This window comes from Methylobacterium sp. 22177 (assembly GCF_052045615.1).
Taxonomy (GTDB): Bacteria; Pseudomonadota; Alphaproteobacteria; order Rhizobiales; family Beijerinckiaceae; genus Methylobacterium; species Methylobacterium radiotolerans.
Genome location: NZ_JBQEPK010000033.1, coordinates 17,500 through 34,904 on the forward strand (window position 1 = coordinate 17,500; position 17,405 = coordinate 34,904).

The 17,405-nt window shown below is 71.6% G+C and carries 12 protein-coding genes; 6 read left to right on the plus strand and 6 right to left on the minus strand.

What is annotated here, in order from left to right; all coding sequences use genetic code 11:
* Together ACTJK8_RS23805 and ACTJK8_RS23810 are read left to right on the plus strand one after the other, a co-directional pair.
* A complete protein-coding gene (locus ACTJK8_RS23805) occupies window positions 1–4,071 on the plus strand; it encodes a Pls/PosA family non-ribosomal peptide synthetase (RefSeq protein ID WP_440762607.1) in 4,071 nt (1,356 codons plus the stop codon).
* A 367-nt stretch (window positions 4,072–4,438) separates the two neighbouring features.
* Window positions 4,439–5,593 carry a diguanylate cyclase domain-containing protein gene (locus ACTJK8_RS23810; RefSeq protein ID WP_440762608.1) on the plus strand — a complete coding sequence of 385 codons (1,155 nt, stop codon included), beginning with the start codon at window positions 4,439–4,441 and terminating at the stop codon, window positions 5,591–5,593.
* Between the two features lie 16 nt (window positions 5,594–5,609).
* On the opposite strand, the gene ACTJK8_RS23815 is transcribed toward ACTJK8_RS23810, so the two are convergent.
* Window positions 5,610–7,085 carry a methyl-accepting chemotaxis protein gene (locus ACTJK8_RS23815; protein WP_012322419.1) on the minus strand — a complete coding sequence of 492 codons (1,476 nt, stop codon included), beginning with the start codon at window positions 7,083–7,085 and terminating at the stop codon, window positions 5,610–5,612.
* Between the two features lie 367 nt (window positions 7,086–7,452).
* Here ACTJK8_RS23815 and ACTJK8_RS23820 point away from each other — a divergent pair, with 367 nt between their 5' ends.
* Window positions 7,453–7,659, plus strand: coding sequence for a SlyX family protein (locus ACTJK8_RS23820; RefSeq protein ID WP_012322420.1), 207 nt, complete (start codon window positions 7,453–7,455; stop codon window positions 7,657–7,659).
* Between the two features lie 39 nt (window positions 7,660–7,698).
* Here the strand turns inward: ACTJK8_RS23820 and ACTJK8_RS23825 are convergent, their stop codons facing one another.
* Both ACTJK8_RS23825 and ACTJK8_RS23830 read right to left on the minus strand, forming a co-directional pair.
* Window positions 7,699–9,132 carry an NAD-dependent succinate-semialdehyde dehydrogenase gene (locus ACTJK8_RS23825; RefSeq protein WP_440762609.1) on the minus strand — a complete coding sequence of 478 codons (1,434 nt, stop codon included), beginning with the start codon at window positions 9,130–9,132 and terminating at the stop codon, window positions 7,699–7,701.
* A 101-nt stretch (window positions 9,133–9,233) separates the two neighbouring features.
* Window positions 9,234–10,019, minus strand: a complete 786-nt coding sequence (locus ACTJK8_RS23830; RefSeq protein ID WP_012322422.1) for a class II glutamine amidotransferase — start codon at window positions 10,017–10,019, stop codon at window positions 9,234–9,236.
* Window positions 10,020–10,340: 321 nt separating this feature from the next.
* On the opposite strand from ACTJK8_RS23830, the gene ACTJK8_RS23835 reads away from it, so the two are divergent.
* Window positions 10,341–10,733, plus strand: coding sequence for a response regulator (locus ACTJK8_RS23835; protein ID WP_012322423.1), 393 nt, complete (start codon window positions 10,341–10,343; stop codon window positions 10,731–10,733).
* Window positions 10,734–11,071: 338 nt separating this feature from the next.
* Here the strand turns inward: ACTJK8_RS23835 and rpsU are convergent, their stop codons facing one another.
* Window positions 11,072–11,407 (minus strand): 30S ribosomal protein S21, encoded by a 336-nt coding sequence (gene rpsU, locus ACTJK8_RS23840; RefSeq protein ID WP_012322424.1) that lies wholly within the window; start codon window positions 11,405–11,407, stop codon window positions 11,072–11,074.
* A gap of 222 nt (window positions 11,408–11,629) precedes the next feature.
* Between rpsU and ACTJK8_RS23845 the strand changes: the two genes are divergently transcribed.
* Window positions 11,630–12,676 (plus strand): threonine aldolase family protein, encoded by a 1,047-nt coding sequence (locus ACTJK8_RS23845; protein ID WP_012322425.1) that lies wholly within the window; start codon window positions 11,630–11,632, stop codon window positions 12,674–12,676.
* A 167-nt stretch (window positions 12,677–12,843) separates the two neighbouring features.
* Here the strand turns inward: ACTJK8_RS23845 and ACTJK8_RS23850 are convergent, their stop codons facing one another.
* Window positions 12,844–14,031 carry a DUF1501 domain-containing protein gene (locus ACTJK8_RS23850; protein WP_012322426.1) on the minus strand — a complete coding sequence of 396 codons (1,188 nt, stop codon included), beginning with the start codon at window positions 14,029–14,031 and terminating at the stop codon, window positions 12,844–12,846.
* Complete coding sequence (locus tag ACTJK8_RS23855; protein ID WP_440762610.1) at window positions 14,028–15,554, minus strand: DUF1800 domain-containing protein; 1,527 nt, start codon at window positions 15,552–15,554, stop codon at window positions 14,028–14,030. The genes ACTJK8_RS23850 and ACTJK8_RS23855 overlap by 4 nt, the downstream gene beginning before the upstream one ends.
* 185 nt (window positions 15,555–15,739) lie before the next feature.
* On the opposite strand from ACTJK8_RS23855, the gene ACTJK8_RS23860 reads away from it, so the two are divergent.
* A complete protein-coding gene (locus ACTJK8_RS23860) occupies window positions 15,740–17,353 on the plus strand; it encodes a peptide chain release factor 3 (RefSeq protein ID WP_024828034.1) in 1,614 nt (537 codons plus the stop codon).
* The last annotated feature ends 52 nt before the right edge of the window (window positions 17,354–17,405 follow it).

The window sequence follows — 17,405 nt, forward strand, 5'->3', positions numbered from 1 at the left end:
ATGAGCGACGTCGCCGAGAAGACCCGGCCCGGCCCGGCGGCCGGGGAGCCCGCGCCTCTCGGGAACGCGGCGGCGATCCTGCGCGGCGACCACCGGCCCGACCTGATCCGCGACGAAGTCCTGGCCGAGATCTTCCTGCACTCGGCCGCGACCCGGCCCGGCCATCCCTGCCTCGTCGACGGCGCCCGGGTCGAGGCTGGGGGCGTCCACCCGCACCTGACCTACGCGGACGTCGCCGCCCGGGCCGGCCGGACCGCCGCCGGCCTCGCCCATCGCGGCATCGGTCCCGGCGACGTCGTCGGCCTGTGGATGGCCCGCGGCCCGGACCTCCTCGTGGCGCAGATCGGCATCACGATGTCGGGGGCGGCGTGGCTGCCCTTCGATGCCGAGGCGCCGGCCGACCGGGTGGGCGTTTGCCTCACCGACGCGGGCGCGAAGGCGCTGCTCGTCTCCCCGGCGCTCGCCGCCGCGGCGCCGGACGCCGCGCCCGCGTTGACGCCCGCCGACCTCGACGCCGGAACGCCCGCCGACGCGCCGGTGCCGGACCCGCGCGCGGCCGGGCTGACGCCCGAGCACCCCGCCTACCTGATCTACACCTCCGGCTCGACCGGCGTGCCCAAGGGCATCGTCATCAGCCACGCCAACATCTGCCACTTCCTGAGGTCGGGGAACGCCCTCTACGGGATGCGCGCGGACGACGTGGTCTTCCAGGGCGCCTCGGTGGCGTTCGACCTCTCGATGGAGGAGATCTGGGTCCCGTACCTCGTGGGCGCGACCCTGTTCGTCGCGAGCCCCGCCATGATGGGCGACCTGGAGTCGCTCCCCGGCATCCTGGAGGCCGAGGGCATCACGGTGCTCGACACCGTCCCGACGCTGCTGGCGATGATCTCCGGCGACCTGCCGCGGGTCCGCCTCGTCCTGCTCGGCGGCGAGGCGCTGCCCGAGCCGCTGATCGCCCGCTGGGCGACGGGCGGGCGCCAGCTGTTCAACACCTACGGGCCCACGGAGGCCACCGTGGTGGCGACCGCGGCCGAGATGCGCCCCGGCGAGCCGGTGACGATCGGCGGCCCGATCCCGAACTACTCCGTCTACGTCGCCGGCGAGGACCTTTCCCTGCTCGGCCGCGACCAGCAGGGCGAGCTGCTGATCGGCGGTCCCGGCGTCGCGCGGGGCTACCTCGCCCGTCCCGAGCTGACGGCGGAGAAGTTCATCGCCAACCCCTTCGCGTCGGACGGGACCGACCCCGTCCTGTACCGTTCGGGCGACGCGGTCTCCCTCGATGCCGCGGGCCGGATCGTGTTCCACGGCCGGATCGACGACCAGGTGAAGATCCGCGGCTTCCGCGTGGAGCTGGGCGAGATCGAGTCCCGGATCCGCGCGGTGCCCGACATCAACCAGGCCGCCGTCGTGCTCCGGCAGGACGACGGCGTCGACCGCCTCGTGGCCTTCCTGATCCCGGAGCGGGGCCGGTCCATCGACGCCGCCGCCCTGCGCCGGACGCTCGCCGGGCAGATGCCGCCCTACATGGTGCCCGGCCATTTCGAGGTGGCCGAGACGCTCCCGCGCCTGACCTCCGGCAAGGTCGACCGCAAGGCGCTGAAGATCGCCCCGCTCACCGTGGTCGCCGCCGACGGCGAGCAGGAGCCGCCCGCCAACGAGACCGAGGTGGCCCTCGTCGCGGCCGCCAAGCAGATCTTCGGCAACCAGCCGATCGCTCTCGAGGGCGACTTCTTCTCCGATCTCGGCGGCCACTCGCTCCTGGCCGCCCGCTTCGTCTCGGCGGTGCGCGAGAACCCGCCGCTCGCCGGCATCACCCTGCCCGACGTCTACGCCCTGCGCACCGTGCGGGCGATGGCCGACGCGCTCATCGCCCGCACGGGCGGGATGGGGGCCGGGGCCGCGACGCGCGACCTGAGTTTCGAGCCGCCGCCGCTGCTGCGCCGGGCGCTCTGCGGCCTCGCGCAGCTCGTCGCGCTGCCCTTCGTGATCGCGCTGGCCACCGCGCAGTGGCTCGGCATGTTCGTGACCTACCTGCTGCTCACCGGCGGGGGATTGAGCTTCTTCGCCGAGCTCGGGGTGCTCCTCCTCGTCTACGTGGCGATCAACGGCGTGACAGCGGTGGCGGCGGTGGCCGGCAAGTGGCTGATCCTCGGCCGGACCAAGCCGGGCCGTTACCCGCTCTGGGGCACCTACTACTACCGCTGGTGGCTCGCGCAGCGGCTGGCGCCCCTCGTCCACGTGAAGTGGCTGCAGGGCTCGCCGGCCATCGCGATCTACCTGCGGCTCATGGGCGCCAAGGTCGGCCGCGACACCCTGATCTCCGACATCGAGATCGGCGCGCCCGACCTCCTGACCATCGGCGACGGCGCGTCCCTGGGCGGCCGCCTCGTCATCGCCAACGCCGAGATCGTCGGCAACGAGCTGGTCATCGGCACGGCCGAGATCGGCGCGGACGCGGCGGTCGGGACCTCCTGCGTGATCAGCCACGACACGGTGATCGGCCCGCAGGCGGAGATCGCCGACCTGACCACGATCCCGGCGGGCTCGCGGGTCGGCGCGGCCGAGCGCTGGGACGGCTCGCCCGGCCGCAAGGTCGGCATGGCCGAGCCGTCGGACCTGCCCGCGCCCGCCGAGGCGTCTTTCGCGCGCCGCGCGGCCTTCCTGGCGGCCTACGTCGTGCTGCTCGGCGCCATCCCGGCGGTCGGCCTGCTGCCGATCTTCCCGGCCTTCTTCATCTTCGACCAGATCTCGGACTCGCTCTCCGACATCACCGACGTCGACTACCACTGGTACCTGCCGATCCTCACGTGGCCCACCGCCATGCTGATGACCGCCGGCACGGTGCTGCTGATCGCCGGCATCCGCTGGATCGTGCTGCCGCGGACGCGGTCCGGCACCTACTCGGTCCACTCGCTGTTCTACCTGCGGAAATGGTCGCTGGCCCTCGCGGTCGAGGTGACGCTGGAGACGCTCTCGTCGCTGTTCGCGACCGTCTACATGCGGGCGTGGTACCGGCTGATGGGCGCCAATATGGGCCACGGTGCCGAGATCTCGACCAACCTCGCGGGCCGCTACGACCTCGCCGAGGTCGGCGCGAAGAACTTCGTCGCCGACGAGGTGGTGTACGGCGAGGAGGAGATCCGGCGCGGCTGGATGCACCTGGAGCCGACCCGTACCGGGGCGCGGGTCTTCGTCGGCAACGACGCGGTGGTGCCGCCGGGCGCCGTCATCCCCGACGACGTGCTCATCGGGATCAAGTCGAAGCCGCCCGAGAACGCCGCGATGAGCCCGGGCGAGACGTGGTTCGGCTCGCCGCCGATCCGGCTGCCGGCCCGCCAGAAGGTCGATCTCGGCTCGACTGCCCAGACCTACGAGCCCGGCGCGTGGCCGAAGATCCGGCGCGGCGTCTTCGAGGCCTTCGCGACCTCGTTCTCGCCGATGCTCTACATCACCCTCGCGATCACGGCGATCGACTGGTATTTCTACCCGGCCATCCTGGAGCAGGACTGGTGGGGGCTGGCCTACAGCTTCGTCGGGGCGAGCGTCGCCATCGCGCTGATCCAGTCCTCGGCGGTCATCGCCATGAAGTGGCTGCTGATGGGCGTCTACAAGCCCGGCATGCAGCCGATGTGGTCGTGGTGGGCGATGCGCACCGAGGCGATCGCGGTGGCCTACTGGGGCCTCGCCGGCAAGGTGCTGCTCGAACACCTCCAGGGCACGCCCTTCCTTCCCTGGGTGCTGCGGCTGTTCGGCGTGAAGGTCGGCAAGGGCGTGTGCATGCTCACGACCGACATCACCGAGTTCGACTGCGTCACCATCGGCGACTACGCCACGATCAACCGCGTCTCCGCGCTGCAGACCCACCTCTACGAGGACCGGATCATGAAGATCGGCCGCGTCGTCGTCGGGCGCGGCGTCTCGGTCGGCGCGTTCTCGACCGTGCTGTACGACACGAAGGTCGGGGATTACGCCCGCCTGCGGCCGCTCACCATCGTCATGAAGGGCGAGTCGATCCCCGCCAACACCGAGTGGGAGGGCGCGCCCGCGGTCCCGGTGGTCCACCGCGCCTGACCGACGGAACACGTCTAAGGTTCCGGCTCGCTGGCGGCGTGTCGGAGCGCCGCGGCTCGATCTGCGGGAGACGCCGGCACGGTGATGGCCTGTCCGACCCCGGCGTCTCAGGACCGTGCGGGGAGGGGGCAGGCCAAGGTCAGAGCCGGGCGGCGTCGCCGAAATCTGCGCAAGAGCCCCGCTAGACTCTGGGACGAATATGCCGGTGTACTAGCACCTTTGTCCCGTGTTGGAATTCTAATCTAGCTTATTGTGGCTTCCTCTTAGATAGAGTGTTATCGTGCCGAGGCCCGGATCGTTGCTCGGCCAGACTGCGATGCGGGGCGGGGACGGCGCCGACGTCCGGGTCGAGGATTGACAGTCGTCCGTGCAGCTTGATCCCGCCACCCTGCTGGTCGTCAGCGCGGCGACGACCTTCCTGGTCGGCACGCTGTTCATGGCCTCGTGGCGGCAGGCGCCCGAGTCGCGCGTGCTCGCCTACTGGGGTGCGGCGCATCTCGTGGGCGCGGCCGGATCGGCCGGCCTCGCGCTGCGCAATCAGATCCCCGACCTGATCTCCGTGGGCTTGGCCAACGCCGTGGTGCTCGCCGCCTACGGTCTCATCTGGAGCGGCGTCCGCTCGTTCGAGCACCGCGAACCGCGGCTGGGCATCGCGACGGCCGGCGCCCTGGGCTGGTGCGTCCTGTGCCTGATCCCGACCTTCTACGCGTCGATCGAGGCCCGCATCATCTACGCCTCGGCTGTGGCGGCGCTCTACTGCTGCGCGGCGACCGCGGAGATCTGGCGCGGTCGCGCCGAGCGGCTCGCCTCCCGGTTCGCCGCCGCCGCCATCCTGGGGCTGCACGGCACCTTCTACGTCGTGCGGATCCCCGCGACGCTGCTGGCGCCGCCGCAGCCGGGTCTCAGCCCGCTCGCGTCGCCCTGGGTGGCGATCCTGTGCTTCGTCACCCTGATGTTCTCGATCGCCTCGGCCTTCACCTTCATGGCGCTGGTCAAGGAGCGGGCCGAGCGCGAGCAGCGCATCGCCGCCTCCACGGACGCGCTCACGGGCGTGCGCAACCGCCGGGCCTTCGCGCAGGCCGCCGAGGCCGCGATCGCGCGGCACGGCGACGCCGCCCTGCTGCTGTTCGATCTCGACCGGTTCAAGGCCGTCAACGACCGCTTCGGTCACGGGGTCGGCGACGCGGTCCTCGTCGGCTTCTGCACCATGGCGATGACCCTGCTGCCCCGCGAGGCTCTGCTGGGCCGCCTGGGCGGGGAGGAATTCGCCTGCCTGCTGCCGGACGTGTCGCCCGCCGAGGCCCTGGCCCGGGCCGAGGAGCTGCGCCAGACCTTCGCGCAGCTCAGCATCCCCGAGCTTCCGGCTCTGCGCGTCAGCGTCAGCATCGGGATCGCGCAGGCCCGCGCCGGCATCGCGTTCGACGCGCTGATGCGGCGGGCCGACACCGCCCTCTACGTCGCCAAGAACGGCGGGCGCGACCGGGTCGCCGTGGCGGAGCCCGCCGCGACCCGCGCCGCCTGAGGCGGGCGCGGGCCGCTCACGCGAGGGCGCGGGCGGCTTCCGAGACCTTGCGGACCGAGGCGTCGACCACGCCCGCCGAGGCCGCGATCTCCGCCATGGCGGCGTGGACGGCGGCGACGCTCTGCGCGGCGGACTGCATGTTCTCGGTCATGTCGCGGGTCACCGCGGCCTGCTCGGTGACGGCGGACGACACGCTCAGGGAGATCGCGCTGAGCTGCTCGATCGTGGCGCCGATCCCGTCGATCGCCGCCACGGCCCGGGAGGTCTCGGCCTGCACGGCGGCGATCTGGGTGCCGATCTCGCCGGTCGCCTTGGCGGTCTGCTCGGCGAGCGCCTTCACCTCGGCGGCGACGACGGCGAAGCCCTTGCCGGCGACCCCGGCGCGGGCCGCCTCGATGGTGGCGTTCAGCGCGAGGAGATTCGTCTGGTCGGCGATGGAGCGGATCAGGCTCACCGCCGCCCCGATCCGGTCGGCGGCACCGGTCAGGCCCACGACGATCGCCCCCGCCTCCTCGGCGCGGGTGACGACGAGGTCCACCGAGGATTTCGCCTGCAGGGCGTGGCGGCTCAGCTCCTCGATGGAGGCGGCGAATTCCTCGGAGCCGGCGGCGACCGCCTCGACGTTCCGCGCGGTCTGGCTCGAAGACTCGGCGGTGTCGTCGGCCTGCCTGACAACCCGGCTCATCGAGTCGCGGATCGCCGCGATGTCGGCGTCGATGGCGCGCTGGCCCTCGGCCCGGCGCTGCCGATCCTCGACCTGACGGGTGACGTCGGTGGCGAACTTGACGACGGCGCAGGGCCTGCCGTCGGCGTCGAGGATCGGGTTGTAGGCGCCGAAGATCCAGACGGTGCGGCCGCCCTTCCCGATCCGCCGGAACTCGCCGGCCTGATACTCGCCGTTGCCGAGGGCGGCCCAGAACGCCGCGTAGCCGGCGCTCGCCGCCTCGGCCTGCGGCAGGAACATCCGGTGATGCCGCCCGCGGATCTCCTCGAGGGTGTAACCCATGGTGGACAGGAAGTTGGCGTTGGCGTCCGTGATCGTCCCGTCGAGGGCGAAGGTGATCACCGCCTGTGAGCGGTCGAGCGCCGCGATCTGACCGGCGTGGCGGGCGTTGCGGGCGCGCTCCTCGGTGATGTCGGTGGCGAGCTTGACGACCTTGGTCGGCCGGCCGCGCCGGTCGAGGATCGGGTTGTACGAGCCCTGGATCCAGACGACCTCGCCGGACTTCGCGACGCGGCGGAAGGCGCGGGCCTCGTGCTGGCCGGCGCGCAGCCGGTCCCAGAACGCGGCGTAGTCCTGGCCCGCGCGGTCGTCCTCCGGAACGAACACCCGGTGGTGCTGGCCGCGCACCTCGTCGAGCGTGTAGCCCAGAAGGTCGAGGAACAGCGCGTTCGCGTCGGTGACGGTGCCGTCGAGGTCGAACTCGACCCGCGCCATCGTCCGGTCGATCGCCGCGAGCAGGGCGTCGTCGCGTGAACCAAACATCGCCATCGGAGCCTGTGCCCGCCTGATCTGTAGAGTGGTGACGATCATAGGGGGACGCGCTTAAAAATCCGTCAATGGCATGTTCTCGCCGGGGTGCGAGCGGTCGCGCGACCGTGGAAGTCTGTCTAGCCTATATCGATTGTAGAGAAATGTATTTTCGCGGGCGTCGATCCGTGTCGACGTATATATCGTGCCCGGTCGATCGCGGGATATTGCAGCTCTCTGTCGCGTGGCCGGGATTGTGCGGCCGGTCATGCCTGGGCGCTGCCGCCCCGGTTGCCCGGCTCGCGGCCTGCGCTAGGAGGGGGCCGAGAGCCGGCGGCACGACGCGATCGAGGCCGATTCGCGGCACGGCACTGACGGGAGACCCGACATGGACGAGGCCACACGGATCGATCGTCTGGAGATGCGCCTCACCGAGCAGGACGCGACGATCGAGGATCTGAACCGGACCGTGACCGAGCAGTGGCGCGTGATCGACCGGCTCGTCCGGCAGCTGGACCTGCTGCGGGAGCAGGTGGAGGAGGCGGCTGCCCGGGCGGCGCCGCGGGGGCCGGAGCCGCCGCCGCCGCACTACTGAGGGGAGGGGCCGGTGCGCCGCGGCGCACCGGCCGAGACGTCAGAAGTTCGCCTGCGTGACGAACTTGGTGACCAGGTAGGCGTCGAGGGCCTCCGGGCCGCCCTCGCTGCCGTAGCCCGAATCCTTGACGCCGCCGAACGGGGTCTCCGGCAGGGCGAGGCCGTGGTGGTTGATCGAGATCATGCCGCTCTCGACCGCGTTCGACACCCGCGCCGCCCGCTCGGCGGACCGGGTGTAGGCGTAGGCCGCGAGCCCGTAGGGCAGGCGGTTCGCCTCGGTGAGCGCCTCCTCGTCGTCGGAGAACCGGTTGATCATCGCCACGGGACCGAAGGGCTCCTCGTTCATGATCCGGGCGGTCAGCGGCACCTCGGTGAAGACCGTCGGCTCGAAGAAGTTGCCCTGGTTGCCGATGCGCTTGCCGCCGGCGCGCAGCGTCGCGCCGCTCGACTCGGCGTCCGCCGCCAGCGCCGTGACCGCGTCGAGGCGCCGACCGTGGACCAGCGGGCCCATCTTGGTCTCGGGATCGAGCCCGTCGCCGACCTTCACCGACTTGGCGAAGGTGGTGAAGCCCTCGACGAAGCGGTCGAAGACCGAGTCGTGCACGAGGAACCGGGTCGGCGAGACGCAGACCTGGCCGGCATTGCGGAACTTCGAGGGGGCCAGGACGGCCACCGCCTTCTCCACATCGGCGTCGCCGAACACGATCGCGGGGGCGTGGCCGCCGAGCTCCATCGTGGCGCGCTTCATGTGCTCGCCCGCGAGCGCCGCGAGCTTCTTGCCGACGACCGTCGAGCCGGTGAACGAGATCTTCCGGATCACCGGGTGCGGGATCAGGTAGGTCGAGATGGCCTCGGGATCCCCGTAGACCAGCGAGAGCGCGTCGCCCGGAATGCCGGCATCCAGGAAGGCGCGGATCAGGGCAGCGCAGCTCGCCGGCGTGTCCTCGGGACCCTTCAGGATCACCGTGCACCCGGTGCAGAGCGCCGCCGAGATCTTGCGGACCGCCTGATTGATCGGGAAGTTCCAGGGCGTGAAGCAGGCCACGGGGCCGACCGCCTCGCGCACCACGGCCTGCAGCACGCCGTCGGCGCGGCCCGGGATGACGCGGCCGTAGGCGCGCTTACCCTCCTCGGCGAACCAGTCGATGATGTCGGCCGCGGCCAGGGTCTCGATCCGCGACTCGGCCAGGGGCTTGCCCTGTTCCAGGGTCATGATCCGGGCGATCTCGTCGACGCGGGCGCGCAGCAGGTCGGCCGCCTTGCGCATCACCTTGGCGCGCTCGAAGGGGGCGACTTTGCGCCAGGCCGGGAAGGCGCGTGCGGCCGCCGCCAGGGCCTCGTCGAGATCCGCCGTGGTGGCGACCGCGCACTGGCCGATCGTCTCGCCTGTGGCGGGGTTCAGGACCCCCAGGGTGTCCCGGTCGGCACCCGCGCGCCAGCGCCCGGCGATGTGAAGCTCGGTATCCGGATACATCGGTCGATTCCCGCTCGGCCGCACCATCGGCCGCAGGCGGAATGTGGCGATGTGGCGCGCCCCGGCAATCCCCGCGGCGGCATGGCTGGCGCCGACTGTATTCAGGCGGCGGCGCGGGCGGGCTCCGGCGCCTCGACGAGGGTCGCGGTGCCGTGGCGGGCGCGCAGGGTCGCGCCCTTGGGGACCACCCGCCAGCCCTCGCGGCAGCCGTCGATCGGCTCCGAGACCACCACGATGCCGCCCGGCCCCTCGCGGTAGTACAGGCTCGGCGGACGGCCGTCGCAGGCCCAGCGATAGGCGGTCAGCGTCTCGCCGTCCGTGAGCAGCGCAGTGAAGCGCAGCGGCTCGCAGACATTCGCCGCCTCCATCAGCTCACGGACGGTCTTCAGCGTCCGCGCCATCGCGCCGACGGGATCCGCCTCCAGGCCGTTGGCGAGGGCCAGGAGGAAGATCGCCTCCGAGTCGGTGCTGCCGCGGCGATGGTCGTAGTAGGAATCCGGGATCAGCGCCTCGAGGCGCCGCTTGATCCGGTGGTAGCCGCCGATCTGGCCGTTGTGCATGAACAGGTGGCGTCCGTACACGAAGGGATGGCAGTTGGCCCGGGCGGTGGCCGTCCCGGTCGAGGCGCGCACGTGGGCGAAGAAGGTCCGCGCCCGCACCTGCCCGCAGAGGTTCACCAAGTTCTCGTCGGACCAGGCCGGGGAGATATCGCGATAGACACCCGGCTCGGGCCGCTCCGCGTACCATCCGATGCCGAAGCCGTCGCCGTTGGTCTCGGTCTTCCCTTCGTCGGCGTGCAGCGACTGGTGCACCAGCGAGTGGGTCGGCGCGCAGACGAGGTCGGAGAGGAAGACCGGCTCACCGCTGTAGGCGAGGAAACGGCACATGTCGGACGATGATCCTTCAGCTCTGGGCCGCGTTCGGTCCGGCGAGACGCCCCCGCGCGGGTGGGGACGTTCGGTCGCAGGACGTTAACAGTCGGTCCACTCCGGTGAACAGTTTCTTAACCGCCCGGAAACTGCGCCATTTTCGTGCGTTCCGCATGAAATTGGGGCCGTCTGTCCGCAGGGCAGGCATTCGCCGTCCGAGCGAGGCGACTCTTGTGAGCCGCCTCATGAAGGATCAGCATGGCCGAATCGGGGAATCAGAAGTTCGCCCTACAGGCGACCGCCCGACGCGGGGCAAGGCACCGGCATCAGGAGACTTTAATGGATCGCGCAACGCCCGATAGTTCCGCCCCCGTGGCGCTCGTCGTGGAGGACGACGCGGCTGTGCGCGATCTCGCGACGGCGGTGCTCGAGGAGACCGACCTCGGCGTGATCGCCTGCGAGAGCGCGGAGGCGGCGCTCTCGGTGCTGGAGCGCGCGGACGTGACGGTGGCGCTTCTCTTCGCCGACGTGCGCCTGCCCGGTGCCATGGACGGAGTGTCGCTCGCCCAGGCGGTGAAGCGGCGCTGGCCGGACGTGCGCGTGGTCGTCACCTCCGGCGCGAGCCGGGACGCGCGGCTCCCGGACCAGGCGGTCTACATGCAGAAGCCCTGGCGGGCCCTCGACGTGCTGGTCCAGGCCGAGCACGCCACCATGGCGGCCAAGGCGGCCTGAGCTGGCGGCCAAGGCGGCCTGAGCTGGCGGCCCGAGCGCGTGCCGGCCGACCCCCTTCACGTCATCGCGAGCGCTGCGACCCGATCGCCGCTCGGCTGCGGCGCCGGGACCTCGAGCTGTTCCGGCTCGTGTCGCCGCGGGTCGGAAGGGTGACCCGGTTCGAGACAGCCGCGCCATGCCCCCTCTCCCGTGCGGGAGAGGGGACCCCGCGCCACACGCGGCTCGCGTGACCGGGCGCCTCCATCCGGCCGCGACGCAACCCAAAGAAGACGCAACCCAAAGAAAAAGCCCGGCCTGCGCGCGCAGGCCGGGCTTTCTCGTGACCGGAGCGATGTCGCTCAGGCGGCGGGGGCCGGGCTGACCGGGGTCTGGCCGGCGGCGTTGCCACCCTGGCCCTGCGCGGCGGACGGCGACGGGAAGCCGGGACGGCGGCCGCCGGCGGGGAAGCGGGGCTTCGGCTTCGGCGCGGCGATCAGGCCCTCGCGGATCGCGGTCTTGCGGGCCTGCTTGCGGGCGCGGCGGACGGCCTCGGCCTTCTCGCGAGCCTTGCGCACGGACGGCTTCTCATAAGCCTTGCGCTGCTTCATCTCGCGGAAGATGCCCTCGCGCTGCATCTTCTTCTTGAGGACGCGGAGCGCTTGATCGACGTTGTTGTCGCGAACGAGTACCTGCAACGGACTTGATCCTCTGGACCTGGATATCTGGGTTCACGTGGCCCGCCGCCGATCTGGAAACCGGCAACGTCCCTCGCCCGGTGAGAACCCGGGAGGGACGGGAACGTCGGTTTCCGAATCGGCGTGGAGCTCACGCCTTGACGGGGCTATTACACCAAGCGCGCACCAGTTCCAACCTGTCCGCGCGATCCATCTGCGCCTGCGCCGTGCTAGGTTGCGCGGATGAGACACGACGACTCGCAGCAATTCGCCAGCGACAACTATTCCGGCATCTGCCCGGAGGCCTGGACGGCGATGGAGGCGGCCAATCGCGGCCACGCCCCGGCCTACGGCGAGGACGCCTGGACTGCCCGGGCGGCCGACGCGTTCCGGGACCTGTTCGAGACCCCGTGCGAGGTGTTCTTCGCCTTCAACGGCACGGCCGCCAACGCGCTGGCCCTGGCGGCGTTGTGCCAGTCCTACCACAGCGTGATCTGCGCCGACTCGGCCCATGTCGAGACCGACGAGTGCGGCGCGCCGGAATTCTTCTCGAACGGCTCGAAGCTGCTGACCGTCCGGACGGAGGGCGGCAAGCTCACGCCGGAGGCGATCCGCGGGCTCGCCCAGAACCGCAGCGACATCCACTTCCCGCGGCCGCGCGTGGTGACGATCACGCAGCCCACCGAGACCGGGCAGGTCTACAGCCTCGCCGAGCTGCGGGCCCTGTCGGCGACCTGCCGGGAGCTGGGCCTCGCCCTGCACATGGACGGGTCGCGCTTCGCCAACGCCTGCGCGAGTCTCGGCTGCAGCCCGGCCGACATGACGTGGCGGTCGGGCATCGACGTGCTGTGCTTCGGCGGGACCAAGAACGGCATGCATGCCGGCGAGGCGGTGGTGTTCTTCGACGCCGCCCTCGCCGAGGATTTCGGCTACCGCTGCAAGCAGGCCGGACAGCTGGCGTCGAAGATGCGCTTCCTCGCGGCGCCCTGGGTCGGCATGCTGGAGAGCGGCGCGTGGCTCAGGAACGCGGCCCACGGCAATGCCTGCGCCCGGCGCTTCGCCGAGGCGGTCGCCGGTCTGCCGGGCGTGCGGGCGCTGTTTCCCGTCGAGGCGAACGCGGTCTTCCTGACGATGCCCGCGGCCACGATGGAGGGCCTGCGCGCCCGGGGCTGGCGATTCTACACCTTCATCGGCGGCGGCGCGCGCTTCATGTTCGCCTGGGATGCCCGGCCCGAGCGGGTCGACGAGCTTGTCGGCGACCTGCGCGCGCTGGCGGCCGCGGCGGCCTGAGCCGCTGGACACAGCGGTTCGGAGCCGCACCGGAGGTGTTTCGCGCGCCGGTGCCGGGTTTCCCTCAGCGGTGTGAGTACGCTGGCGCGACGTGCGCTCGCGATGACGGAGGGATCGGAAACCCGGGCTCGAGAGGAATGGAACCGCGCGAGGCCGCGGTTCGCCCCCTACAGCAGCGCCAGATCCGCCGGGTCCGCGCTCGGGAAGACCCGCCTCAGGCTCGCCGGGTCGAGCCCGTAGAGCCGCCGGATCAGGCCGCCCAGCAGCCCGCGATAGTCGGTGAGTACGGGATAGTCCCGGTTCTGGAACAGGTGCGCCTCGTCGGTCCGCACCTGCGGCCCCGCGATCCGGCCGCCGCGCACCCCGCCGCCGAGGATCCAGTAGACGCTGCCGTGCCCGTGGTCGGTGCCGCGGCTGCCGTTCTCCCGGAAGGTGCGCCCGAACTCCGACAGCACGACCACCACCGTGTCGGACCAGCCCGGCCCGATCTCCTCGGCGAAGCCCGCGAGGCCGCGCCCCAGCTCGCCGAGCCGGTCGGCGAGGTAGCCGGTGCCGGCGCCCTGGTTCACGTGCGTGTCCCAGCCGCCGACATCCACGAAGCCGAGGTTGAAATTCTCGCGCATCAGGCGGCCGATCCGCCGGGCCGACAGCTCGAAGCCCTTGGGCGAGACCGCCCCGCGGTCGGCCTGGCCGGCATGGTCCGAGATCGTGTGGTAGACCGCGTCGCGCACCCGGAACCCCTCGGTCACGGCGGCGGCCAGCTTGGTGTCGCTGTACATGGCGGCGATCAGGCGGGCCTGCCGGTCGTCGATGCCGGGCTTGCCGACGCCGTTGATGGCGATGTTGGGCACCGTCTCGCCGCCCCGGAAGATCAGCGGCATCTGGTCGGTGAAGGCGATCGGCCGGACCCGCGTCAGCTCCGCGGCGAGCCGGGCCATGAAGCCGGAATTGTAGTCGCGGGCGGCCCCGACCGTCTGGCCCATCTCGATCGTGTCCTGCGTCTCGAAATGGCTCCGGGTCAGGTCGTCGGTGCCGGCGAACGGCACGAAGGCGGCCTGGCCCCTGGCGTAGAGCGGCAGGAGCGTCTCGCGCAGCGCCGGGTGCAGGCTCCAGTCGGCGTCGAGCGCCAGCGCCGCCCTCGGGTCAGTGGTATCGGGCTTGGCGATCGCGAGGTTCGGCCGCGACCGGTAGTAGAAGTCGCTGCCGGTCGGGATCACCACGTTGGCGGCGTCGTAGGCGCCGCGCAGGAACACCACGAGGAGGCGCGCGTCGGCCTTCGGGGCGGCCCAGACGCGGCCGGCCACCGTCGACAGGCCGAGGGCCGCGGCGGCGCGGATCAGGTCGCGACGGGTCATCGCATGAACTCCGGCGAGGCGAGGTAGAGGGTGTTCCAGTCCTGCGGCGAGACGGCCTGTGCGAGGGCCGCCCGCGTCGCCGCCGACAGGGTGCCGGACAACGCCGCGAAGTAGAGCCCGTTCGCGAGCACCGGGAAGGCCGGCTCCTCGGGCTGATCGGGCAGCGCCGGCTTGAACAGGCCGGCCGAGCCGGACCCGATCTGCCGGGCGACCTCGAACCGCGTCGCGAGCTGTCCCGGCCCGGTCCAGGCGGCCGCATCGAGGGGGTAGCCGTCCGGCGTTGAGCGGTTGAACAGGCCCTCGCCGAGGCGGTTCAGCCAGCCGAGCACCGGGCCGGCGTTGCGGATGACGCGCTCGTCGTAGGCCATGCGCAGGGCCGAGAAGACGTAGCGGACCGGGTCCTTGAAGGCGCCGGCGCGCCCGGCCGCGAGGGCCGGCTCGCGCACCAGCGCCTCCATCACGGCGGCGATGTCGCCGTCGGTCCGCGTGAAGACGGCGGCGAGCCGGGCGACGAGCGCGTCGTCGGGCGGCTGACCGAGGAAGTAGGTCGCCAGCGCCCGGGAGACGTTGGTCGCGGTGGCGGGGTTGCGGGCGATCAGGTCGACCGCCTCCTCGACCTCGGCCCAGCCGCGGCCCCGGATGCGCGTTCCGAGGAAGACCTTGTCGCCGTAATCGTGCCGGTCCGGGTTGAACGCGAACAGGCCGTCCCGGCGGAAATCGGCGGCGTGCTCGGGGCGGAGCTTCGGGGTCTCGGGCTTCATGTCGATGCCGACCCCGCTCAGGATCCGGGCCAGCGCCTCGACGTCGCCCTGCGCGTAGCCGGAGCCCACGCCCATCGTGTGCAGCTCCATGATCTCCCGGGCGTAGTTCTCGTTCGGGCGGCCCGCCGCGTTGGCGTCGTTGTCGAGGTAGCGGAGCATCGCCGGGTGGCGCAGGCTCGCCATCAGCAGGTCGCGGAAGTGCCCGAGCACGTGCGGGCGGATCGCCGTGTCGAGGTAGTCGCCCACGGCGGCACGCAGGGTCGACTTCCCCTGGTGAACGTTGAACCGGTTGAACCAGAACCACGTCAGCCGCTCGCGCAACTGGTCGGGGCTGTAGAGCGCCCGCAGCACCCAGACGGAGGCGGCGTTCCGCGCGGCCGTGTTGAGCGCCGCCTGGAAAGCCTGCTGCGCGGCCTTCCTGGCCTCGGGATCGGCGATGTCCTTGGCGGCCTTGGCCTGCGCGTTTAGGGCCTGGGCCCGCTCGAACAGGCTCCCCGGCGGGGTCAGCGCGTCGACCTGCGCCTGGGCGGCGGGCGGCAGGCGCGATTCGGCCGGCGGGTGGAGCTGCGCGTTGAGCCAGCGGGCCCGCCCCTCCGCGGTGAGCCGCGCGAAGGCCGACGGCGTGGCGCCCCAGGTCAGGGCATCCAGGAAGGCGGCGTCGGCCGCGGCGCGCTGCGGCGCCTCGGCCGCGCGGAGCCCGGGGCCCGCGGAGGCGAGCAGCAGGGCGGTGACCAGACAGCAGCGTGGTGCGGCGCGCGACATCGGGGCCTCGCGGAGCGGGGATCGGCCGGGGAAGCGTGGTGCCGCCCCCCTGTACGGTGCCTGAAAGGCCGCCCGATTCTGCCGGCGTCTTTGCCAATATCGGGGCTTGCCGCTACACGATCCCGAGACCGCGCGAGTGCCGCGCCGCGCACCACCACGTTCCGCCGACCCAGAGCGTTCGCTCCATGCTGATGCAGACCAAGACCGAGGCGAGGCCGGCCGATCCGGTGTCGCGGCGGCGCACCTTCGCGATCATCTCCCACCCCGACGCGGGAAAGACCACGCTCACCGAGAAGCTGCTGCTGTTCGGGGGCGCGATCCAGCTCGCCGGCGAGGTGAAGGCCAAGCGCAACCGAGTCTCGACCCGCTCCGACTGGATGGGCATCGAGAAGGAGCGCGGCATCTCGGTGGTCACCTCGGTGATGACCTTCGAGTACGGCGACTGCGTCTTCAACCTGCTCGACACGCCCGGCCACGAGGACTTCTCGGAGGACACCTACCGGACGCTGACGGCGGTCGATTCGGCCGTCATGGTCATCGACGCCGCGAAGGGCATCGAGGCGCGCACGCGGAAACTGTTCGAGGTCTGCCGCCTGCGCGACATCCCGATCGTCACCTTCATCAACAAGCTCGACCGCGAGGCCCGCGACCCGTTCGAGCTGCTCGACGAGATCGAGAAGACGCTGGCGCTCGACGTCGCCCCGGTCACGTGGCCGATCGGTACCGGTCGCAACTTCTCCGGGACCTACGAGCTCGGCGGCAACCGCGTGCGCCGGCTCGACGCGGCCGAGGATGCCGGGATGGTCCCGGTCTCGGGCCCCGGCGACACGCTGTTCGACGAGCTGCTCACCGAGGACGGCGCGGCCGACGCGTGGCGCGGGGAGGTGGAACTCGCCGAGGGCGGGCTGAAGCCGTTCGACCTCGACGCGTTCCGCGAGGGCCACCTGACGCCGGTCTTCTTCGGCTCGGCGCTGCGCAATTTCGGCGTGCGCGACCTGATCGACGGTCTCGCCAAGGTTGCGCCGCCGCCCCGCGGCCAGGACGCGGACAAGCGGCTCGTCGAGCCGACCGAGCCGCGCATGACCGGCTTCGTGTTCAAGATCCAGGCGAACATGGACCCGAACCACCGGGACCGCATCGCCTTCATGCGGGTCTGCTCGGGCAAGCTCAACCGGGGCATGAAGGCCCGGCTGGTGCGCACCGGCAAGCCGATCTCGCTCTCGGCGCCGCAGTTCTTCTTCGCGCAGGACAGGGCCATCGCCGACGAGGCCTATGCCGGCGACGTGGTCGGCATCCCGAACCACGGTACCTTGCGCATCGGCGACACGCTCACCGAGGGCGAGGACATCGTGTTCCGCGGCGTGCCGAGCTTCGCGCCGGAGATCCTGCGCCGGATCAAGCTCACCGACGCCATGAAGGCGAAGAAGCTGCGCGAGGCGCTCCAGCAGATGGGCGAGGAGGGCGTCGTCCAGGTCTTCGTGCCGCAGGACGGCAGCCAGGCGATCGTCGGCGTTGTCGGCGCTCTGCAGCTCGACGTGCTGAAGGAGCGTCTCCAGGCCGAGTACGGCCTGCCGGTCGATTACGAGACCTCGCGCTTCTCGGTCTGCCGCTGGGTGTCGTCCGATTCGGAGGCCGAGCTCGACAAGTTCATCGACTCGCACGGCTCGGCCATGGCCAAGGACCTCGACGGCGCCCCGGTCTTCATGGCGACCACGGCCTTCTCGCTCCGCTACGAGGAGGAGCGCTACCCGGCCGTGCGCTTCACCGACGTGAAGGATTACCAGAAGCGGGCGGGGTGACGCGTTGCGGCGGCGTCGGCTCGCCTTCGCGGGCGCCGCGTAGCGATCCGGG

Excerpts from the sequence above, each read along its gene's own strand:
- ACTJK8_RS23855 (WP_440762610.1), bottom strand. The coding sequence starts at position 15,554 with ATGTCGCGCGCCGCACCACGCTGCTGTCTGGTCACCGCCCTGCTGCTC.
- ACTJK8_RS23820 (WP_012322420.1), top strand. The coding sequence starts at position 7,453 with ATGGACGAGGCCACACGGATCGATCGTCTGGAGATGCGCCTCACCGAG.
- ACTJK8_RS23825 (WP_440762609.1), bottom strand. The coding sequence starts at position 9,132 with ATGTATCCGGATACCGAGCTTCACATCGCCGGGCGCTGGCGCGCGGGT.
- ACTJK8_RS23835 (WP_012322423.1), top strand. The coding sequence starts at position 10,341 with ATGGATCGCGCAACGCCCGATAGTTCCGCCCCCGTGGCGCTCGTCGTG.
- ACTJK8_RS23850 (WP_012322426.1), bottom strand. The coding sequence starts at position 14,031 with ATGACCCGTCGCGACCTGATCCGCGCCGCCGCGGCCCTCGGCCTGTCG.
- ACTJK8_RS23830 (WP_012322422.1), bottom strand. The coding sequence starts at position 10,019 with ATGTGCCGTTTCCTCGCCTACAGCGGTGAGCCGGTCTTCCTCTCCGAC.
- ACTJK8_RS23860 (WP_024828034.1), top strand. The coding sequence starts at position 15,740 with ATGCTGATGCAGACCAAGACCGAGGCGAGGCCGGCCGATCCGGTGTCG.
- ACTJK8_RS23845 (WP_012322425.1), top strand. The coding sequence starts at position 11,630 with ATGAGACACGACGACTCGCAGCAATTCGCCAGCGACAACTATTCCGGC.
- ACTJK8_RS23815 (WP_012322419.1), bottom strand. The coding sequence starts at position 7,085 with ATGGCGATGTTTGGTTCACGCGACGACGCCCTGCTCGCGGCGATCGAC.
- ACTJK8_RS23805 (WP_440762607.1), top strand. The coding sequence starts at position 1 with ATGAGCGACGTCGCCGAGAAGACCCGGCCCGGCCCGGCGGCCGGGGAG.